This is a genomic window from Parafannyhessea umbonata (assembly GCF_012844235.1).
Taxonomy (GTDB): Bacteria; Actinomycetota; Coriobacteriia; order Coriobacteriales; family Atopobiaceae; genus Parafannyhessea.
In genome coordinates, this window is sequence record NZ_JABAGR010000007.1 from 58174 (window position 1) to 74315 (window position 16142).

13 protein-coding genes are annotated in these 16142 nt (G+C 67.4%); 9 read left to right on the forward strand and 4 right to left on the reverse strand.

All coding sequences use genetic code 11. The annotated features are described in order from the left end of the window. Nucleotides 1-132 precede the first annotated feature (132 nt). The 4 genes from HF885_RS07885 (at nucleotide 133) to HF885_RS07900 (ending at nucleotide 6060) form a co-directional block, all read left to right on the forward strand. Nucleotides 133-642, forward strand: a complete 510-nt coding sequence (locus HF885_RS07885) for an NUDIX domain-containing protein (RefSeq protein WP_170104394.1) — start codon at nucleotides 133-135, stop codon at nucleotides 640-642. Nucleotides 643-742: 100 nt separating this feature from the next. Then, the gene (gene ligA, locus HF885_RS07890) at nucleotides 743-2965 is read left to right on the forward strand and encodes an NAD-dependent DNA ligase LigA (RefSeq protein ID WP_170104395.1); all 2223 of its coding nucleotides are present in this window, start codon (nucleotides 743-745) and stop codon (nucleotides 2963-2965) included. 1278 nt (nucleotides 2966-4243) lie between these two features. Beyond that, on the forward strand, nucleotides 4244-4453 hold the full coding sequence (locus tag HF885_RS07895) for a hypothetical protein (RefSeq protein WP_206109854.1): 210 nt from the start codon (nucleotides 4244-4246) through the stop codon (nucleotides 4451-4453). Nucleotides 4454-4608: 155 nt separating this feature from the next. Continuing rightward, nucleotides 4609-6060, forward strand: coding sequence for a cation:proton antiporter (locus tag HF885_RS07900; protein WP_170104397.1), 1452 nt, complete (start codon nucleotides 4609-4611; stop codon nucleotides 6058-6060). 71 nt (nucleotides 6061-6131) lie between these two features. Here HF885_RS07900 and HF885_RS07905 read toward each other — a convergent pair whose 3' ends face one another. Beyond that, a complete protein-coding gene (locus tag HF885_RS07905; RefSeq protein ID WP_170104398.1) occupies nucleotides 6132-7061 on the reverse strand; it encodes a zinc dependent phospholipase C family protein in 930 nt (309 codons plus the stop codon). A 159-nt stretch (nucleotides 7062-7220) separates the two neighbouring features. Between HF885_RS07905 and HF885_RS07910 the strand changes: the two genes are divergently transcribed. The 4 genes from HF885_RS07910 (at nucleotide 7221) to HF885_RS07925 (ending at nucleotide 11634) form a co-directional block, all read left to right on the forward strand. Continuing rightward, nucleotides 7221-7796: a manganese efflux pump MntP family protein gene (locus HF885_RS07910; RefSeq protein WP_170104399.1), complete on the forward strand. Its 576-nt coding sequence runs from the start codon at nucleotides 7221-7223 to the stop codon at nucleotides 7794-7796. A 135-nt stretch (nucleotides 7797-7931) separates the two neighbouring features. Beyond that, a complete protein-coding gene (polA, locus tag HF885_RS07915; protein ID WP_170104400.1) occupies nucleotides 7932-10643 on the forward strand; it encodes a DNA polymerase I in 2712 nt (903 codons plus the stop codon). A 65-nt stretch (nucleotides 10644-10708) separates the two neighbouring features. After that, entirely contained in the window at nucleotides 10709-11182 is a 474-nt protein-coding gene (rnhA, locus tag HF885_RS07920) for a ribonuclease HI (RefSeq protein ID WP_170104452.1), read from the forward strand. 80 nt (nucleotides 11183-11262) lie between these two features. After that, nucleotides 11263-11634: a heavy-metal-associated domain-containing protein gene (locus HF885_RS07925; RefSeq protein WP_170104401.1), complete on the forward strand. Its 372-nt coding sequence runs from the start codon at nucleotides 11263-11265 to the stop codon at nucleotides 11632-11634. A gap of 55 nt (nucleotides 11635-11689) precedes the next feature. Here HF885_RS07925 and HF885_RS07930 read toward each other — a convergent pair whose 3' ends face one another. Genes HF885_RS07930 through HF885_RS07940 form a run of 3 tightly spaced genes read right to left on the reverse strand, consistent with a single transcriptional unit; the run spans nucleotide 11690 to nucleotide 14694 of the window. Further along, on the reverse strand, nucleotides 11690-12565 hold the full coding sequence (locus HF885_RS07930; RefSeq protein WP_170104402.1) for a hypothetical protein: 876 nt from the start codon (nucleotides 12563-12565) through the stop codon (nucleotides 11690-11692). Nucleotides 12566-12599: 34 nt separating this feature from the next. Continuing rightward, nucleotides 12600-13901, reverse strand: coding sequence for a serine dehydratase subunit alpha family protein (locus tag HF885_RS07935; protein WP_170104403.1), 1302 nt, complete (start codon nucleotides 13899-13901; stop codon nucleotides 12600-12602). A 49-nt stretch (nucleotides 13902-13950) separates the two neighbouring features. Beyond that, a complete protein-coding gene (locus HF885_RS07940) occupies nucleotides 13951-14694 on the reverse strand; it encodes an HAD family hydrolase (RefSeq protein WP_170104404.1) in 744 nt (247 codons plus the stop codon). A 271-nt stretch (nucleotides 14695-14965) separates the two neighbouring features. Here HF885_RS07940 and rpsA point away from each other — a divergent pair, with 271 nt between their 5' ends. After that, entirely contained in the window at nucleotides 14966-16132 is a 1167-nt protein-coding gene (gene rpsA / locus HF885_RS07945) for a 30S ribosomal protein S1 (RefSeq protein ID WP_090846760.1), read from the forward strand. Nucleotides 16133-16142: the final 10 nt, after the last annotated feature.

Here is a 16142-nt window from a genome sequence, read left to right on the forward strand (position 1 = left end):
CGCCCGCGTCGGCCTCACGGCTTGGCGCGGGCGAGCGCGCACGGGCGCACCGCGAGAGCGCGCGGCGCGTTGCGCGGCCTGGGCTTTGGTTCGAAGGCCTATGTGCGCCGATGGCGCGGGAGGGATGCGCGCATGGAATACGCAAGCGACCCGGCGTTCTGCCACGTGTGCGGGACGAGGCTCGTGCTGAGGGAGCAGCCGGAGGACGGACCGGAGCCGTGGTGCCCGACCTGCGGGGCGTGGCGCTACCCCGGCTTCAGCGTGGGGTGCAGCATGATCGTGTACCACCCGGACGGCACGCGCATCCTGACGATCGACCAGTACGGCAAGCGCGGGATCCTGGTGGCGGGCTACGTCGCGCGCGGGGAGGACCTGGAGTCGACCGTGCGGCGCGAGGTGCGCGAGGAGACGGGGCTCGAGCTGGATTCCGTGGCGTTCAACGCGAGCAGGTTCTATGGGCCCTCGAACACGCTGATGGCGAACTTCGTGTGCCACGCTACGGGGGAGGAGGCCCGCGCGAGACCCGGCGAGGTGGACCGCCTGAGGTGGGTTCCCGTCGAGGACGTGCTGGGACGGATGCCGGAGGGGTCCCTTGCGCAGTGGTTCGTGCGGCACCACCTGGAGTCCGTGGGGCTGGCATAGCGCCGGCGGTGCGGGGGCGTGCCTCTTTTGCGGCTTTCCGCCCCGGCCGCGCGCGCCGTGAGATAATCTCTTGTCTTGTGGCGACGTAGGGAGGAAGCGCATGGCAGACCGGGACGCAAGGCAGACGGCGGCGACAGGCACGCAGTTCTCGCTGTTTGGGCGGGACCAGGCTCCTGAGGTGCCGGGGGGCGGCGCCGGCGCGTCCACGCCGGCCGAGCGCGCGGCAGAGCTGAACCGCATCCTTTCGCACGCGGCATACGCGTACTACGCGCTGGACGACCCCGAGATGACGGACGCGCAGTTTGACCGCTACCTGGTGGAGCTGCAGCGGATCGAGGCCGCGCACCCCGAGTTGGTGACGCCGGACTCCTACACCCAGCGCGTGGGCGGCTACGTGAGCGAGCAGTTTGCGCCCGTGCGCCACGCGCGCCGCATGTACTCCATAGACGACGCGATGGACCTGGACGAGCTGGACGAGTGGCTCGCCCGCACCGAGGAGGCGCTCGCCGCCGCGGGGCAGGGGCCCGTTGCCTACACCTGCGAGCTGAAGATCGACGGCCTTGGCATCGCGCTGACGTATCGCGACGGGCGGCTGGTGCGCGCGGCGACGCGCGGCGACGGCACGACGGGCGAGGACGTGACGCAGAACGCGCTCACGATAAAGGGCATCCCGACGACGCTGGGGAAGGCCGGCCTTGCGCGCGTGGCCGACGGTGGCTTTGGACACTCCGTCGAGGTTCGCGGTGAGGTGTACATGCCGAAGCACTCCTTCGTGCGGCTGAACGAGGAGAACGACGCGGCCGGCAGGGCGCCGTTCGCGAACCCGCGCAACGCCGCCGCCGGGTCGCTGCGCCAGAAGGACCCGAAGGTGACGGCCGCGCGAGACCTGGAAACGTTCATATACGCCGTGGCCGACGAGGACCCCCTGGACGTTGCGACCCAGAGCGACTTTCTGGACTGGCTGCGCGACTGCGGCTTTAGCGTGAACCCGCACGCCCGCCGCGTGGCGACCGCCGCCGAGGTGCACGCGTACTGCGCGGACGCGCTCGCGCACCGCGAGGACCTGGACTACGACATCGACGGCGTGGTGGTGAAGGTGGACTCGTTCGCCTCGCAGGCGAGCCTTGGCTTCACGGCGCGCGCGCCGCGCTGGTCCATCGCGTTCAAGTTTCCCCCGGAGGAGAAGAGCACCATCCTGCGCCAGATCCGCGTGCAGGTGGGGCGCACCGGCGTGCTGACGCCGGTGGCGGAGTTCGACCCCGTGGTGGTGGCGGGCTCCACGATCGCGCGCGCGACGCTGCACAACATAGACGAGGTGCGTCGCAAGGACGTGCGCGTGGGCGACACCATCGTGGTGCACAAGGCGGGCGACGTCATCCCGGAGGTGGTGGGGCCCCTCGACCGCGAGGACGAGGAGCACCTTGCCCGTCCGCTGTGGGAGATGCCCGCGACGTGCCCCAGCTGCGGCAGCCCCGTGGTGCGCGAGGAGGGCGAGGTGGCGTACCGCTGCGTGTCCATCGACTGTCCCGCGCAGGCGACAGAACGCCTGATCCACTGGGGCAGCCGCAACGCCATGGACATAGACGGCCTTGGCGACGAGATCGTGGGCCGCATGGTCGAGCAGGGGCTGCTGCTGGACGTGGCCGACTTCTACACGCTCACGGCGGACGAGCTTGCGGCCGTCGACACGGGCAGGGTGTACGAGACGAGCACGAAGGACCACCTCGAGGGCGACGGCATCGTGGTGGGGCCGACCATCGCGGGGAAGATCATGGGGCAGATAGAGGAGTCCAAGGGCCGCGGGCTTGCGCGCGTGCTGTTTGGCCTGGGCATCCGCCACGTGGGCGCGAACGTGGCCGCGCTGCTTGCGAACTCCTTCGGGTCGATGGAGCGCCTCATGCTCGCAAAGGAGGCCGACATATCCGCAATCGATGGCATTGGGCCGAAGATCGCGGCAAGCGTGCGCGAGTTCTTCTCGATAGAGAAGAACGTCGCCGTCATCGAGCGCCTGCGCGAGAGCGGGGTGATCCTGGAGCAGGAGGGCTTTGGCGAGGAGCCGGAGAAGCCGCAGACGCTTGCGGGGCTCACGTTCGTGCTGACGGGGACGCTCAAGGGGCACACCCGCACCGAGGCGGGTAACCTGCTGAAGGCGATGGGCGCGAAGGTGTCCGGCTCCGTATCGAAGCGCACGAGCTACGTCGTCGCGGGCGAGGCCGCGGGCTCGAAGCTGACGAAGGCGCAGCAGCTTGGGGTGCCCGTGCTGGACGAGTCGGCTCTGGACGAGATCCTTGCGACGGGCGTGGTGCCTGCGGTCGAGGGATAGCGAGCTGCGGGCGCCTCGCGCCATGCGGGCTGGCGGCACACGTCGGCCGCGAGTTTACAAGATTTTGCAAGGTCATCCGCGGGTGTGTGCGGGTGCGTACCCGCCGCCGCACGCACCCGGCCCCAGTTCGCGCGAACCCGCAATCTCGGCCCCGGTGCGTTGCGCAAAGCGGGGCCCCGTGCCACGAAGTCGCGGGTGTGCTTCGCGAGATGCGAGAATCCCCCGGGTGTGCTACGTGCGCGCTTGGCTCGATAACGCATGGTCGCAGGTAGGCTGCCCGAGCCATGGCTCGTTTAACCATCGCGGGGTCACACACCGCGGGGTTCCCGCCACGGCGGCCCCAGGGGCGCAACGCACCCGGCCCGAGCTTGCACGACTCCGCAATGTCGGCCCGGGTGAGTGCGGGCGCGGCCGAGGCCTGGGTACGCACCCGGCCCGAGTTTGCACGATCTTGCAAGCTCGCCCCTGGTGCGCGCCGGGTGCCGACGCCGTGGGTACACACCCGCGCCGAGTTCGCAGCGGGTCCGTAAACTCGGGCCCCACGAGTACGGACAATGCTTTGCGCCGGTACACACCTGGACCGAGCTTGCACGCCCGCACGAAACTCGGGCCAGGTGTGTACCGGGAGGCGCCCCCGCGGTACACGCCTGCCCCCAGTTCGCGGGCGGCCTGCAAACTCGGCCCTCATGTGTGCCGAGGGCACGCCCCGTCGGTACACGTGGGGCCGGAACGTACGGGATCCCGCAAACTCGCGGCCGACGTGTGCCATAAGAATTCCAACCGTGTTAGGAACTCGCTGACGTGTACCGGAAAATGCAAACTCGGGCCAGACGCGTACCATGTGGAATTAGTCCAATTCCACATAGCATGAGGTAGACGACCTGCTCGATCAAAGTCTTAACGAACGACCCGGTACACGTCTGACGGTTCCTGACATGGCTCGACTTTCGATGGTACTCGCCTGACCCGAGTTCACGGGTTCGTGTCAAAAGCGCCCATGTGTACCGGTGCCGTATAGCGACCATGATCGCAATCGCGCATGGTCATGTGGTGCGAAGGGCGGCTTGGCCTTGCTTTGCGTGATGAGGCCGGGCGAAGGTAGGCCTGCGGTCAAATGGCTCCCAGAATTGCAATAAATACTGTGTCAAATGCATAAATTACGTCTTTGCTACAAAAGCGCATCAATTCAGTTCACAGTTCATACACGACGGGCCTGTGCTGCGTCGGCGTCTCTAGAATCGTGGCGTACGCAGTCAAGAGTGCAAGGGGTGATTCGCTATGGAGGAATCCGAGAAGCGTTTCGGTCGCGTCTTGGCATGGCTGGACGACGACGAGAAGACCGTTGAGTTCAAGCGCGAGAGGCCGCAGACGTGGCTCGAGGAGCTCGGCGAGCTGAACGAGGAGGGCAAGCTCGAGTCCGTTTCCAGGACCCTGAGGTTCCCGCGTTCGAAGGAGGAGTACGAGAGCGACGACGTTGCCTGGCTATAGGGCGAAAGCTCGTCAGATTTCCGTTCGGATGCCGCGGTCTGTGGGTTTGCAAGAGTTTCGCCGCGACGTCCTTCTCGGCGCTATCCTTTCAGAATGAATTGGAGTCATGGCCCCTCGCACCAGCTGCGAGGGGCCTTCCTGTGGGGAGTCCCGTCGTGGCGGAAATCTACTACTCTCTCGTGACCATCCTTCTGGTGACTGTGGTGTCGCCGTTCGTGGCGAGCCTCATCCCGGGCCGCGCGGTGCCCGAGGTCGTGTTCCTCGTGTTTGGCGGCGCCATCTGCGGAAAGTTCGGGCTGGCCGGCATAAACCCCGACCTCGAGCCGGTCAAGCTCCTCGCCGACCTTGGCATGGGCTTCCTCTTCCTGAAGGCCGGCTATGAGATCGACACCCGCGACCTTCTGGGACGCACGGGCGCCTATGCCGCCGGCTCGTGGCTGGTGTCTCTTGGGCTGGGGTTCGCCGTCGTGGCGCTCGTCTTCTCGAGGCTCGGCTTCAACCAGTCGTCGTGGGTGGCGCTCGCCATCTGCATGACGACCACCGCGTACGGCACGCTTGCGCCCATCATGCACGACCGTCGCCTGCAGGGCACGCGCGTGGGCAAGGCCGTCGACGTATACGGCTCGCTGGGAGAGATTCTGCCCGTCCTCGCGATGGCGTTCCTCCTGTCCTCGCGCTCGCTCGCGCGCACCGGGGCGCTGCTGCTGGCGTTCGTGCTCGTGTGCCTCGCCGTCTACCTGCTGTCCTCGAAGGTGCGCGACGGAGGCCGTCGCTTCCGCCGCTTCCTCGTGGAGAACGCCGGAGGCTCCAGCCAGCCCCTCATGAGACTCGTCATCCTCCTTCTGGTGTTCCTGCTGTTTGCGACCACGATGTTCGAGTTCGATGCGGCACTCGGCGCGTTCGCGGCCGGCTTCATCCTGAGGGCGCTCTTCCCCAACGGCAGCGAGCCCCTGGAGCAGAAGATCGATGTCATATCCAACAGCTTCTTCCAGCCGGTGTTCTTCGTCGTGTCCGGCGCGAGCCTCGACCTCGCCGCCGCAACGCGCGACCTGCCGCTCCTTTTGGGCTTCATCCTCGCGCTCGTCGTCGTTCGCGGGTTCGTGGTCGCGGCGTCGCTCAAGGCGGACCCGTCCACCCGCGACATGGACTGGCACGAGGTCTTCTCCACGTCCGCGTACTGCACCATGGCGCTTCCGCTCGTCGTGGCGATCACGTCGCTCGCGCGTGACGGCGGCCTGCTGTCCGCCACGGCCGCGTCCGTGCTCGTCACGTCCGCGGCGCTCACCGTGCTCATCGTTCCCACGGTCACGTCGTTCGTCCGCGTTGTCGAGGAGGTGGCGCCCGCGAGCGCCGCCCACCAGATCGCGCGCCACGAGGCGCCGCTCGAGCAGGTCCTGCACGACCACCTCGATACGTTCCACGAGCGCCAGCAGGCGTTCCACGACGTCAGGCGGAGCGTCCACCGCGAGGGCCGGCGCTTCTCGTCCGCCGAGTACTTCGCCCACCCGCACGAGAACGGGCTCCAGCACGCCCACGGGGGGCGCCATCCCCACGCCACGGGTGCGGGCGAGAGGGACGCGGCAAGTCGGCACGAGGCCCGGTCCTAGGTCCGCCGCGGGCGTGCACCGGACGTGTCCCAGATGCGGCCGGACACGGCAAGTGCCTTGCGCGGCCCCGGCTAGTCCTCGGCCGGCATGCCGTTGTAGTTGCGGCCGCCCATCGCGGCGCGCAGCAGCCGCTCGTCGCCGCGCACGTAGGTCTGCGCGACGTCCGCCCACTGGTCCAGGGCGCCAAAGAACAGGTCGGGGAAGCTCTCGTCGCGGACCTCGCCGGTCGCCGGGTCGCCCCACGGGTGATGCTGCAGGTTGGCGGCCGCGCAGTCGTCCGAGGTGCTCGCGCGGTGCGCCATGGACTCCGCCATGCCGTACGAGCTGAACAGGTGCTCGATCGCGACGACGGCCGCGCTCTTCCGGGAGCCCACGGGCTCGATGGCGCGGTACAGCGTCGCGTAGTCGCGCGTGGCACCGGCGTACTGCTCCGGGTTGAGCTTGATGTTGAACGTCTGCAGCGCAAGCTGCGAGAAGAGCGCCCCTGCCACGCGGTCGATCCGCTCGGTGCGCGTCAGGAGGCTTGCCGTGGGGGTGTCGCGCACCGTCTGGTGGCGCATGCTCCACAGCATCCACGTGTCGAGGTCGCTCTCGATGATCGCGTGGACCTCGCTGCCCCTGTGCTCAAGCCCCACGCCCGCGCCGCAGATCGCGTACTGCTGGGCGTATATGAACGGGTGCGTCGTGCTGTCGAGCACGTAGTGGCCAAGCAGGCCCAGCGTGAAGCTGCGGCCGATGCCCTTGTCGGCCTCGGGCAGGTGGGCCACGCCGTCGCGCAGCGCCATGAGCGCGGGTATGACCTTGCGCTCGTGCATGAGGTGCGCCAGGCGGTGGCAGGCCGAGGCGTTCTCGGGCGTGGTCGAGAAGCGCGTGAAGAACGGGTCCGGGCCCTGGTTGCCAAGGATGAAGGCCAGGAGCTCCTCCTGGTTGCGGATGATGCCCTCGGGCAGGAGGGCCGCGGCCTTCTCGCCAAAGAGGTGATGGGTTATCAGAGCAGGCATGGGCGCTCCCGAAAACGCGAATCTTGCAGTCAACGTGTTTAGATTACACGATTTTGACGCCGTCGGCACGAATTTGGCCACACGCGCGCCGAGGTTGTGTACAGTAGACGTTTTGCAGACGATACGTCCAACCGCGTCTTGCCCCACTGGAGGTTGCCCGTGAGCCCCATCGAAGTCGTGATAATCGGCCTTGCGCTTTCCGCCGACGCATTCGCCGTCACCATATCGAACACCTTTGTCTATTGCGACGAGAGACGCTCGCGCCTGCTGCTGCAGCCGCTGTTCTTTGGCGCGTTCCAGGGCCTGATGCCGCTTCTGGGCTACTTCCTGGGAGGTCTTGCCGCCAGCCTGATAGAGGCGTACGCGGGCATCGTCACCCTCGTGATCCTGGGCGTGATCGGCGGCAACATGGTGCGCGAGGGCGCGGTCGCGCTCAGGCACCCGGACGAGGTGGAGGAGCACGACGCATGCGTCAGGGGCAAGCGCCTCACGCTGGCACAGCTGCTGTTTCAGTCCGTCGCCACGGCGATCGACGCGTTCGCCGTGGGCGTGAGCCTTCGTGCGCACGCCGTGAACCTCGCGTTTGCGGCGGGGACGATCGCTGTCACGACCGCGCTCTGCTGCCTGGTGGCGCTCGCCATAGGCCGTAGGCTCGGCCACCTCTTGGGCGACCGCGCGGAGGTCGCCGGCGGCCTCGTGCTCATCGCGATCGGCGTGAAGGCGCTTCTGGGCTAGCAGCGGCGCGGGGTGCGGGCTGGCGCGACATGACCGGGCCCGCGTGTCGGGGCTTCGTGCGGTCGCGCCCCCGGAGGCTTTTGCGTCCGGTCGTGCGGCTACAATCGATAGGACCACAACCGGCAAGGAGACCCCATGGCAGAGACTCTGTCCGCAACGCAGGACCATTCCAGAAGGACCATCGCCGTCATCGACGGCAACTCGCTCATGCATCGCGCGTTCCACGCGATCCGCCAGCCCATGACGGCGCCGGACGGACGGGCCACGAACGCGCTCTTCGGCTTCTTCAACATGTTCATCAAGATGGTCGAGTCCTTCTCGCCCGATGGCGTGATCTGTGCGTTCGACAAGGGAAAGCCCCAGGTCAGGATTGACATGCTGCCGCAGTACAAAGCGCAGCGCCCACCGATGGACGAGTCCCTGCACGAGCAGTTCCCCATGGTGAAGGACCTTCTGCGCGCGCTGGACGTACCCGTGGTGGAGCTCCAGGGCTGGGAGGGCGACGACATCCTGGGCACGCTCGCGCGCCGCGGCGAGGCCGAGGGCTACGACATGCTGCTCTTCACGGGCGACCGCGACATGTACCAGCTCGCGACGGACCACGTGAGGATCGTCGCCACGAAGAAGGGCGTGTCCGACGTGTCGATCATGACGCCGGAGTCCGTGGACGACCTCTACCACGGCGTCACGCCCGAGCTGGTGCCGGACTTCTACGGCCTGAAGGGCGACACGTCGGACAACATCCCCGGCGTGCCCGGCATCGGCCCGAAGAAGGCGGCGGCCCTCATCGTGCAGTACGGGAGCCTCGACAACGTGATCGCGCACGCGGACGAGGTAAAGGGCAAGATGGGCGAGAGCCTGCGCGCCCACATAGACGACGCGCTGCTGAGCCGCAAGGTCGCGACCATCCGCACGGACGCGCCGCTCGACGTGAGCCTTTCGGACGCGAAGTTCCCCACGTTCGACCCCGCCGAGGTGACGAGGGCGTTTTCCGCGCTCGGCTTCACGGGGATGACGCAGCGCCTGGTGCGCCTGGGCGGCTACGACGTGCCGCAGGAGCAGACGGCTCCCTCGCTCGCGCTTCCGAAGCCGCTTTCCGGCGACGCCGCCGAGAAGCGCCTGGACGCCGCGGTCGCGGCCGGCTCGTGGGTCGCGGCGGCGCTCGAGAGCCCGGACGCGAAGAGGGGCCAGCAGACGGCGCTGTTTGACGAGGCACCGAAGGTGCTGTGGGCGGCGACGGCGGACGGCCTCCTGAGGTTCGAGGGAGGGGCCGCGACGTCCGCCCTCGCGAGGCTCGCCCGCGAGGGGCACCTGGTCGCGGGCGACGCGAAGGCCCTTCTCCACGAGGTGTGCCCCATGGACTCCGCGGAGGAGGCGCTCATCGCGCCGGAGGAGATGGACGCGGCGAGGCTGTTTGACTGCGGCGTTGCCGGATACCTGCTCGACTCGGACAGCGGGCACTTCTCGGTCGGGGAGCTGTACCAGAACCCGAAGGTGCTGGGCGGCACGCTGCCAGAGGCCACGGACGAAGCGCCCGCGGCCGCGATCGAGGCGGCGGCGGCGCTTGCGCTGATGCCGCGCCTGTCGGAGCTCTTGGAGAAGGACGGCAGTGACGCGCTGTTCCGCAAGGTGGAGATGCCGCTGCTTCTGGTGCTGCTGCAGATGGAGCGCACGGGCCTGCACGCGGACCCGGAGCGCCTGCGCGAGCAGTCCGAGGGCCTTGGCGCGGAGATCGACCGCATGGTGGCGGAGATCCACGAGGCGGCGGGGGAGGACTTCAACATCGACTCGCCGCAGCAGCTGAGCCACGTGCTGTTTGACGTGTGGGGCCTGCCGACGCAGGGCCTGAAGAAGACGCGCAAGGGGTTCTACTCCACGAACGCGAAGGTGATCGAGGGCTTCGCGGACGGCGGCTACGAGGCGAGCAGGTACGTGCGCGAGGTGCTGGACTACCGCGAGCGCGCGAAGATCAAGAACACGTACCTGGACGCGCTGCCACAGCTCATCCGCAGGGACGGGCGCATCCACACCACGCTGAACCAGACCGTCGCCGCGACGGGCAGACTCTCGAGCTCAGACCCGAACCTGCAGAACATCCCGACGAGGTCCGAGCTGGGGCACCGCGTGAGGACGGCGTTCACCGTGCCGGAGGGCTGCGTGTTCCTGGCATGCGACTACTCGCAGATCGAGCTGAGGCTGCTTGCGCATCTTTCGGGCGACGAGCACCTGGTCGCGGCGTTCAACGAGGGCGCGGACTTCCACCGTGCCACCGCGGCGCGCGTGTTTGGCGTACCGGTGGACGAGGTGACGCCGCAGCTGAGGAGCCGCGCGAAGGCCGTGAACTTTGGCATCGTGTACGGGCAGCAGGCGTACGGCCTGGCCACGTCGCTCAAGATCGGCCGTGCGGAGGCGCAGGAGATGATCGACCGCTACTTCGAGGCGTACCCCGGGGTCCGCGCGTACCTTGACCAGAGCATCGCGTTTGCGCGCAAGAACGGCTACGCCGTGACGATGTACGGCCGCAAGCGCCACATACGCGACATCAAGAGCCGCAACTTCCAGCTGCGCTCGTTCGCGGAGCGCACCGCGATGAACCACCCCATGCAGGGCACGGCGGCCGACATCATCAAGATCGCGATGACCCGCGTCCCGTCTCGCCTGCGCGAGGAGGGGCTGAGGAGCAGGCTCGTGCTGCAGATCCACGACGAGCTGGACTTCGAGGTGCCGAACGACGAGATCGAGCCCCTTTCCGAGCTGGTGCGCGACACCATGCAGGGCGTGGCGGAGCTGAGGGTCCCGCTTCTGGCGGACGTGAGCTATGGCAAGAACTGGGCGGAGGCGAAGTAGTGGCGAGCTTTGACGACTTCGTGAGGCAGAACCCGGGCGCCGTGAGGAAGGCGCCGGCGAGGCAGATGCGGGTTGTGGTGTGGACGGATGGCTCCTCCAGGGGAAACCCCGGCCCGGGAGGCTACGGGGCCGTGCTTCTGTACACGGACCCCGCGGGCGCGGAGCACAGGCTCGAGCTGAGCCAGGGATACCGCAAGACCACGAACAACCGCATGGAGCTCATGGGCGTGATCGCGGCGCTCGAGGCGCTCAGGCGCCCGTGCGCCGTGGAGGTGCACTCTGACTCGCAGTACGTGGTGAACGCGTTCAACAAGAACTGGGTGGCCGGCTGGCAGAAGCGCGGCTGGAAGAATGCCTCGAAGCAGCCCGTGAAGAACCCGGACCTGTGGAAGCGCCTGCTGAGGGCGATCGAGCCGCACGACGTCACGTTCGTGTGGGTGAAGGGCCACGCCGGCACCGAGCTGAACGAGCGCTGCGACGAGCTCGCGACGACCGCGGCGGACGATCGCGCGCACCTGATAGAGGACGAGGGCTTCTAGCGACTTGTGTCCCCGCGCTTGCGCCATCGCGTCGGGACGCTATAGTTAGAGATGGTTAACTTAGGCGTCTGGAGGACGAGATGGCAAACGTCGTGATAGTGGCTGTCGTGGCAGTGGGCTTTGTGTTCGCGGCGCGTCATGCCCTGCAGGTGTTCACGGGCAGGCGGGACTGCTGCGGGGGCGGCGCATGCGAGAAGGGCGGGCGTCCGCGGCCCGTGCGCGTTGCGGACACGGACGAGTCCCATTACCCGTACCGCATGGACCTGCGGATAGCCGGCATGCACTGCGAGGGGTGCCGCCGCAGCGTCGAGGGGGCGCTGGACTCCGTCCCGGGCACGTGGGCGAGGGTCGACCTGAAGAAGGGGACCGCGCGCGTGCTGAGCAAGGCGCCCGCGGACGCAGACGCGTATGCGCGGGCGGTGCGCGAGGCGGGCTACAGGGTCGTGGGGTAGGCCCGTGGGGCAGGCCCGCACGGTAGCCCAGCGCGAGCGGGCGCGGGGGTGCGGGCTACGGCCTCCTGAGCCTGCGGCGCCTGCCGGCGGCGATGCTGTCCAGGCACTTCTCGCTCTTCTCGTACTGGTCCTCTGACAGGGGCGTCACGTGTAGCCCGGCGGCCCAGTTGCCGCTCTCGCCGCGCCTGAGGCTGAGGTAGCCGACGACGGAGAACGCGAGCGCGCCGACGAAGTTGACGAGAAGGTCCTTCATGGTGTCGATGAGGCCGATGTCGAGGTAGCCGGAGAACGTGGTCGTGGCCCCGCCGGCCGTCGTGACCGTCGTGCGCGCGATGTCGCGTATGGCGACGCGTCTGCCCTGGTTCGTGGGGTCGAGCGCGATCGACGATATCGCCGTGACGAAGCTGTCCTTCTGCATGTCGAGGCCGAAGAAGGTGTCGAAGCCGAACTCGACGAACTCCCACAGGACGCCGATGGTCATCGAGAAGCAGAACGCGACGATCGCGACGTAGAGCGGGGAGAGGCTGATGGGCTTGTCCGAGCGGTTGAGCAGGTCGACGAGGGAGAAGCCGATCGCGGCGCACAGGAAGCCGTTCATGGTGTGCAGCACCGTGTCCCACCCGGGGACGAGCACGTAGTAGTGGTCGATCTCTCCCAGGATCTCCGCGGCGAAGATGAACGAGAAGATGATGGCCTGGAACAGGCCCGGGATCTGGATGCGGGCGAGGTCCTCGACGAACGCGGGAACGAGGAACAGCACGAGCGAAAGCGCGCAGAGCGCTACGTCCTCCCACCTGCCCGTGATGACGCAGCGAACGAGGACCACGAGCACGAGCGCGCGGAGCACGGAGTAGAGTACGAACGCCCGCCGGTTGAGCGCGATGCGGTCTTTCAGGCGTCGAACGAACGCCCTTGCCTTTATGGCGGGCATGGGTGCCGCCTCCCTTCCTCGGCGCGGCCGCCCGCTAGGCGTCCACGTCCGTCTTTCCGATCATGATGTTGAGTATCTCGACGTCCGTGGGGTGCATGCCCACGCGGCCGACGTAGCCCATGGAGCGGATGGTCTCCTCCGCGTTCTGGCCGACGAGGCCGTCGCCTGCGAGGAAGTTGTCGTCCGAGAGCGCCATGTCGCAGCCCAGGATGGCCGCGTCCACGGCGGCGCAGATCTTGGCGGCGCAGCTGGGCTTCGCGCCGTCGCACACGATGCCGCCCACGTTGGCGAGGGTGTTGACGATGGTCGCCTCGAACTGGGCGAACGAGCCGCCGCGCAGCATGCAGATGCCGGCGCCGGCGCCGCAGCTTGCGGACACGGCGCCGCAGAACGCCGACAGCTCGCCGATGAAGTACTTGACGTGGACGGCCGTGAGGTCCGAGAGCACGACGGCGCGCACGAGCTCCTCGTGCGTGCTCCACAGGTCGTGCGCGTACTCCAGCACGGGCTGCGAGCAGGTGATTCCCTGGTTGCCGCTGCCGCAGTTGATCACGACGGGCATGGCACAGCCGCTCATGCGCGCGTCCGATCCGGCCGCGGCCGCGGCGCGCGCCTTGCAGCTGATGTCGTTGGGGCGGCTGCGCAGGAGGGTGCGACCGATGTTCGCGCCCCAGCGGTTCGTGAGGCCCTCGCGCGAGATGGCCTGGTTCGTACGTATCTGGCGCGAGACGAGCTCGTCCACGTCCTCGAGCCGTGCCTCGTGGGCGAAGTCCCAGATCGACTGGAGCGTGAGGGCCGAGCGGTCAGCCCCGCCCGCGACGTCCGCGTCCTTCTCGCCCGTGGCGGCCCTTCCCGCGACCGTCGTGGGGCTGCCGTCGAGCGTGAGCTCGCACACGTTGGTGTGGCGCTCCTCGATGCAGGCGACGGCGACGTGGCCCGCGCCCGTCGCCGTGACGTGCACGTAGAGGTTCGGGACGTCCTCGGCGAGCTCCACGTCGCAGAAGCCCGCGGAGACGAGCGACTTCGTGTGCTCGATGTCCTCGGGGCGAACGGACTGGAGCACCTCGAGGTCGCGCGAGGGGTCGCCGCCGATGGCGCCGAGCGTGGCCGCGGCCTCGATGCCGCGCATGCCGCCGGAGTTGGGCACGGTGACGCTCTTGACGTTCTTGATGATGTTTCCGCTGCATGCGACGGTCAGGTGCTCCGGGCGCGCCCGAAGCGCGCCGCTGGCGAGCGCGGATGCGAGCGCGACGGCGATGGGCTCCGTGCACCCCAGCGCGCAGACGAGCTCCTCCTTCAGTATCGCGACGTGGTTTGCGTAGGCGTTCTGGTCCATGGGTTCCTCCTGCGGGGGATCGTTTGCGATGGGCGTGCCGTGGCCTGCGTCAGCGCAGGCCCTGACGGGAGTTGAGGAGGTCCAAGATCTCGGGCAGACGGGCGCCCAGGGCCTCTATGGGACCGCGGAAGACGGCCTTCCTCGGCCATCCGTGGCCGACGTACGCGGTGCTCATGCCTATGTCCGGCCGCGGGAAGTCCCGCGTCGCGTCGTTGCCCACCATGAGGCACTCCTGTGGCGCCAGGCCGAGCTGCGCGGCGAACTCCTGGTAGTAGCGGGCGCACGGCTTCGTGCGCGTCGAGTTCGCGATGTGGCTCACCAGCGCGAAGTCGATGTCGTCCACGCCCGCCCAGCGCATGCGCACGCGGTCGACGTCCATGGTGAGGGTGGGGTTGGTGGCAAGGGCGACCGTCAGCCCCATCGACAGGGCCTTCTCGACCGTCTGGCGCGCGCCCCTCTGCGGCGCCGCCATCACGATGCCGCCCTTGAGGGGCTCGAGGCACTCGCGCTCGTAGAAGCCGATGGCGTCCGCGATGGCCGGGTCATCCAGGGGAATGGAGGTGAGCGAGAAGAACGTCTCGTTCAGGAGCTGCTCGTTCGTCAGCTGGTCGTCGCGGGTCTGGTCGTTCACGCGCATGTAGCTGCGCGCGAGCCGCTCCATCACGATGGGGTAGGGAATGCCGGAGACCTTCGCGAGTATCCGGGCCTTGCCCGAGGCCCAGCGTGCCACGAACGCCGTGAGGTTTATGTCAAGCAGGGTATCGTCAAGATCGAAAAGCACTGCCCTGATCACGACACGTCCTCTCATAGGTATGAACAACAGAAACATTACTCTTGTGCCCGATAGTTTTGCACGCGAAATGAAATTCCTGAAATCCACAGGTAGTGCTTGAAATCTTGGGTCGATTAAAGGTACTCTATCCCACGCATGGGTAAATTGCCCATGCAAACGTATCTGTAGGCCCCCGAGAGCATGTAAGTTTCCATCTGCGCAAACGCACCTTCGCTGAGCGCCCGGCAGCGATCATGTTGATCGGGGCCCCGTTTTCGAAAGGGGTCCACCTTTGAGTGAGATTCAGAACTCGTCCATCTTCTCCCTGGATGACATGTCCGACGAGGAGATGAACAGCCTCATCGACGGTACGATTACCGACTTTGATGAGGGCGATCTTGTGACGGGCACCGTCGTCAAGATTGAGCACGATGAGGTTCTGCTGGACATCGGCTTCAAGTCCGAGGGCGTCATCCCCGCCCGCGAGCTTTCCATCCGCAAGGATGTCAACCCCGAGGACGTCGTCTCCCTGGGTGACACCATCGAGGCCCTCGTTCTCCAGAAGGAGGACAAGGAGGGTCGCCTGATCCTCTCCAAGAAGCGCGCGGAGTACGAGCGTGCCTGGAACCGCGTCGAGGAGAAGTTCAACGCCGGCGAGAACGTCGAGGGCGAGGTCATCGAGGTCGTCAAGGGCGGCCTTATCCTCGACATCGGCCTGCGCGGTTTCCTGCCCGCCTCCCTCGTCGACCTTCGTCGCGTCAAGGACCTCAACGCCTACCTCGGCACCCGCATCGAGGCCCGCGTCATCGAGATGGACCGCAACCGCAACAACGTCGTCCTCTCCCGCCGCGTCGTCCTCGAGGAGGCCCGCAAGGCCGAGCGCTCGGAGATCCTCTCCAAGCTCAAGCCTGGCATGCGCCTTCGTGGCACCGTGTCCTCGATCGTCGACTTCGGCGCGTTCGTCGACCTCGGCGGCATCGACGGCCTCATCCACATCTCCGAGCTCTCCTGGAACCACGTCAACCACCCCTCCGAGGTCGTCAAGGTCGGCCAGGAGGTCGAGGTTCAGGTTCTCGACGTGGACCTCAACCGCGAGCGCATCTCCCTTGGCCTGAAGCAGACCACCGAGGATCCCTGGAGGACCCTGGTCAAGAAGTATCCCGTCGGCGCCATCGTCGAGGGCACTGTCACCAAGCTCGTCACCTTCGGCGTCTTCGTCGACCTCGGTGACGGCGTCGAGGGCCTCGTGCACATCTCCGAGATGGCCAAGCAGCACGTGGACCAGCCGTCCCAGGTCTGCTCCGTGGGCGACAAGGTCCAGGTCAAGGTCATGGAGATCGACCTCGACCGTCGTCGCATCTCCCTGTCCATGAAGGCCGCTGCCGAGACGCTGGGCGTCGAGGTCGAGGTCAAGCCTCTGGACAAGCCCGAGGAGGACGAGAAGCCCGTCGAGGAGTAGCCTCGAGCCA

Bases quoted from the DNA above. Each gene is read 5' to 3' on its own strand.
- HF885_RS07935 (WP_170104403.1), bottom strand. From the start codon at position 13,901: ATGGACCAGAACGCCTACGCAAACCACGTCGCGATACTGAAGGAGGAG.
- HF885_RS07930 (WP_170104402.1), bottom strand. From the start codon at position 12,565: ATGCCCGCCATAAAGGCAAGGGCGTTCGTTCGACGCCTGAAAGACCGC.
- HF885_RS07895 (WP_206109854.1), top strand. From the start codon at position 4,244: ATGGAGGAATCCGAGAAGCGTTTCGGTCGCGTCTTGGCATGGCTGGAC.
- rnhA (WP_170104452.1), top strand. From the start codon at position 10,709: ATGCGGGTTGTGGTGTGGACGGATGGCTCCTCCAGGGGAAACCCCGGC.
- HF885_RS07925 (WP_170104401.1), top strand. From the start codon at position 11,263: ATGGCAAACGTCGTGATAGTGGCTGTCGTGGCAGTGGGCTTTGTGTTC.
- polA (WP_170104400.1), top strand. From the start codon at position 7,932: ATGGCAGAGACTCTGTCCGCAACGCAGGACCATTCCAGAAGGACCATC.
- HF885_RS07905 (WP_170104398.1), bottom strand. From the start codon at position 7,061: ATGCCTGCTCTGATAACCCATCACCTCTTTGGCGAGAAGGCCGCGGCC.
- ligA (WP_170104395.1), top strand. From the start codon at position 743: ATGGCAGACCGGGACGCAAGGCAGACGGCGGCGACAGGCACGCAGTTC.
- HF885_RS07885 (WP_170104394.1), top strand. From the start codon at position 133: ATGGAATACGCAAGCGACCCGGCGTTCTGCCACGTGTGCGGGACGAGG.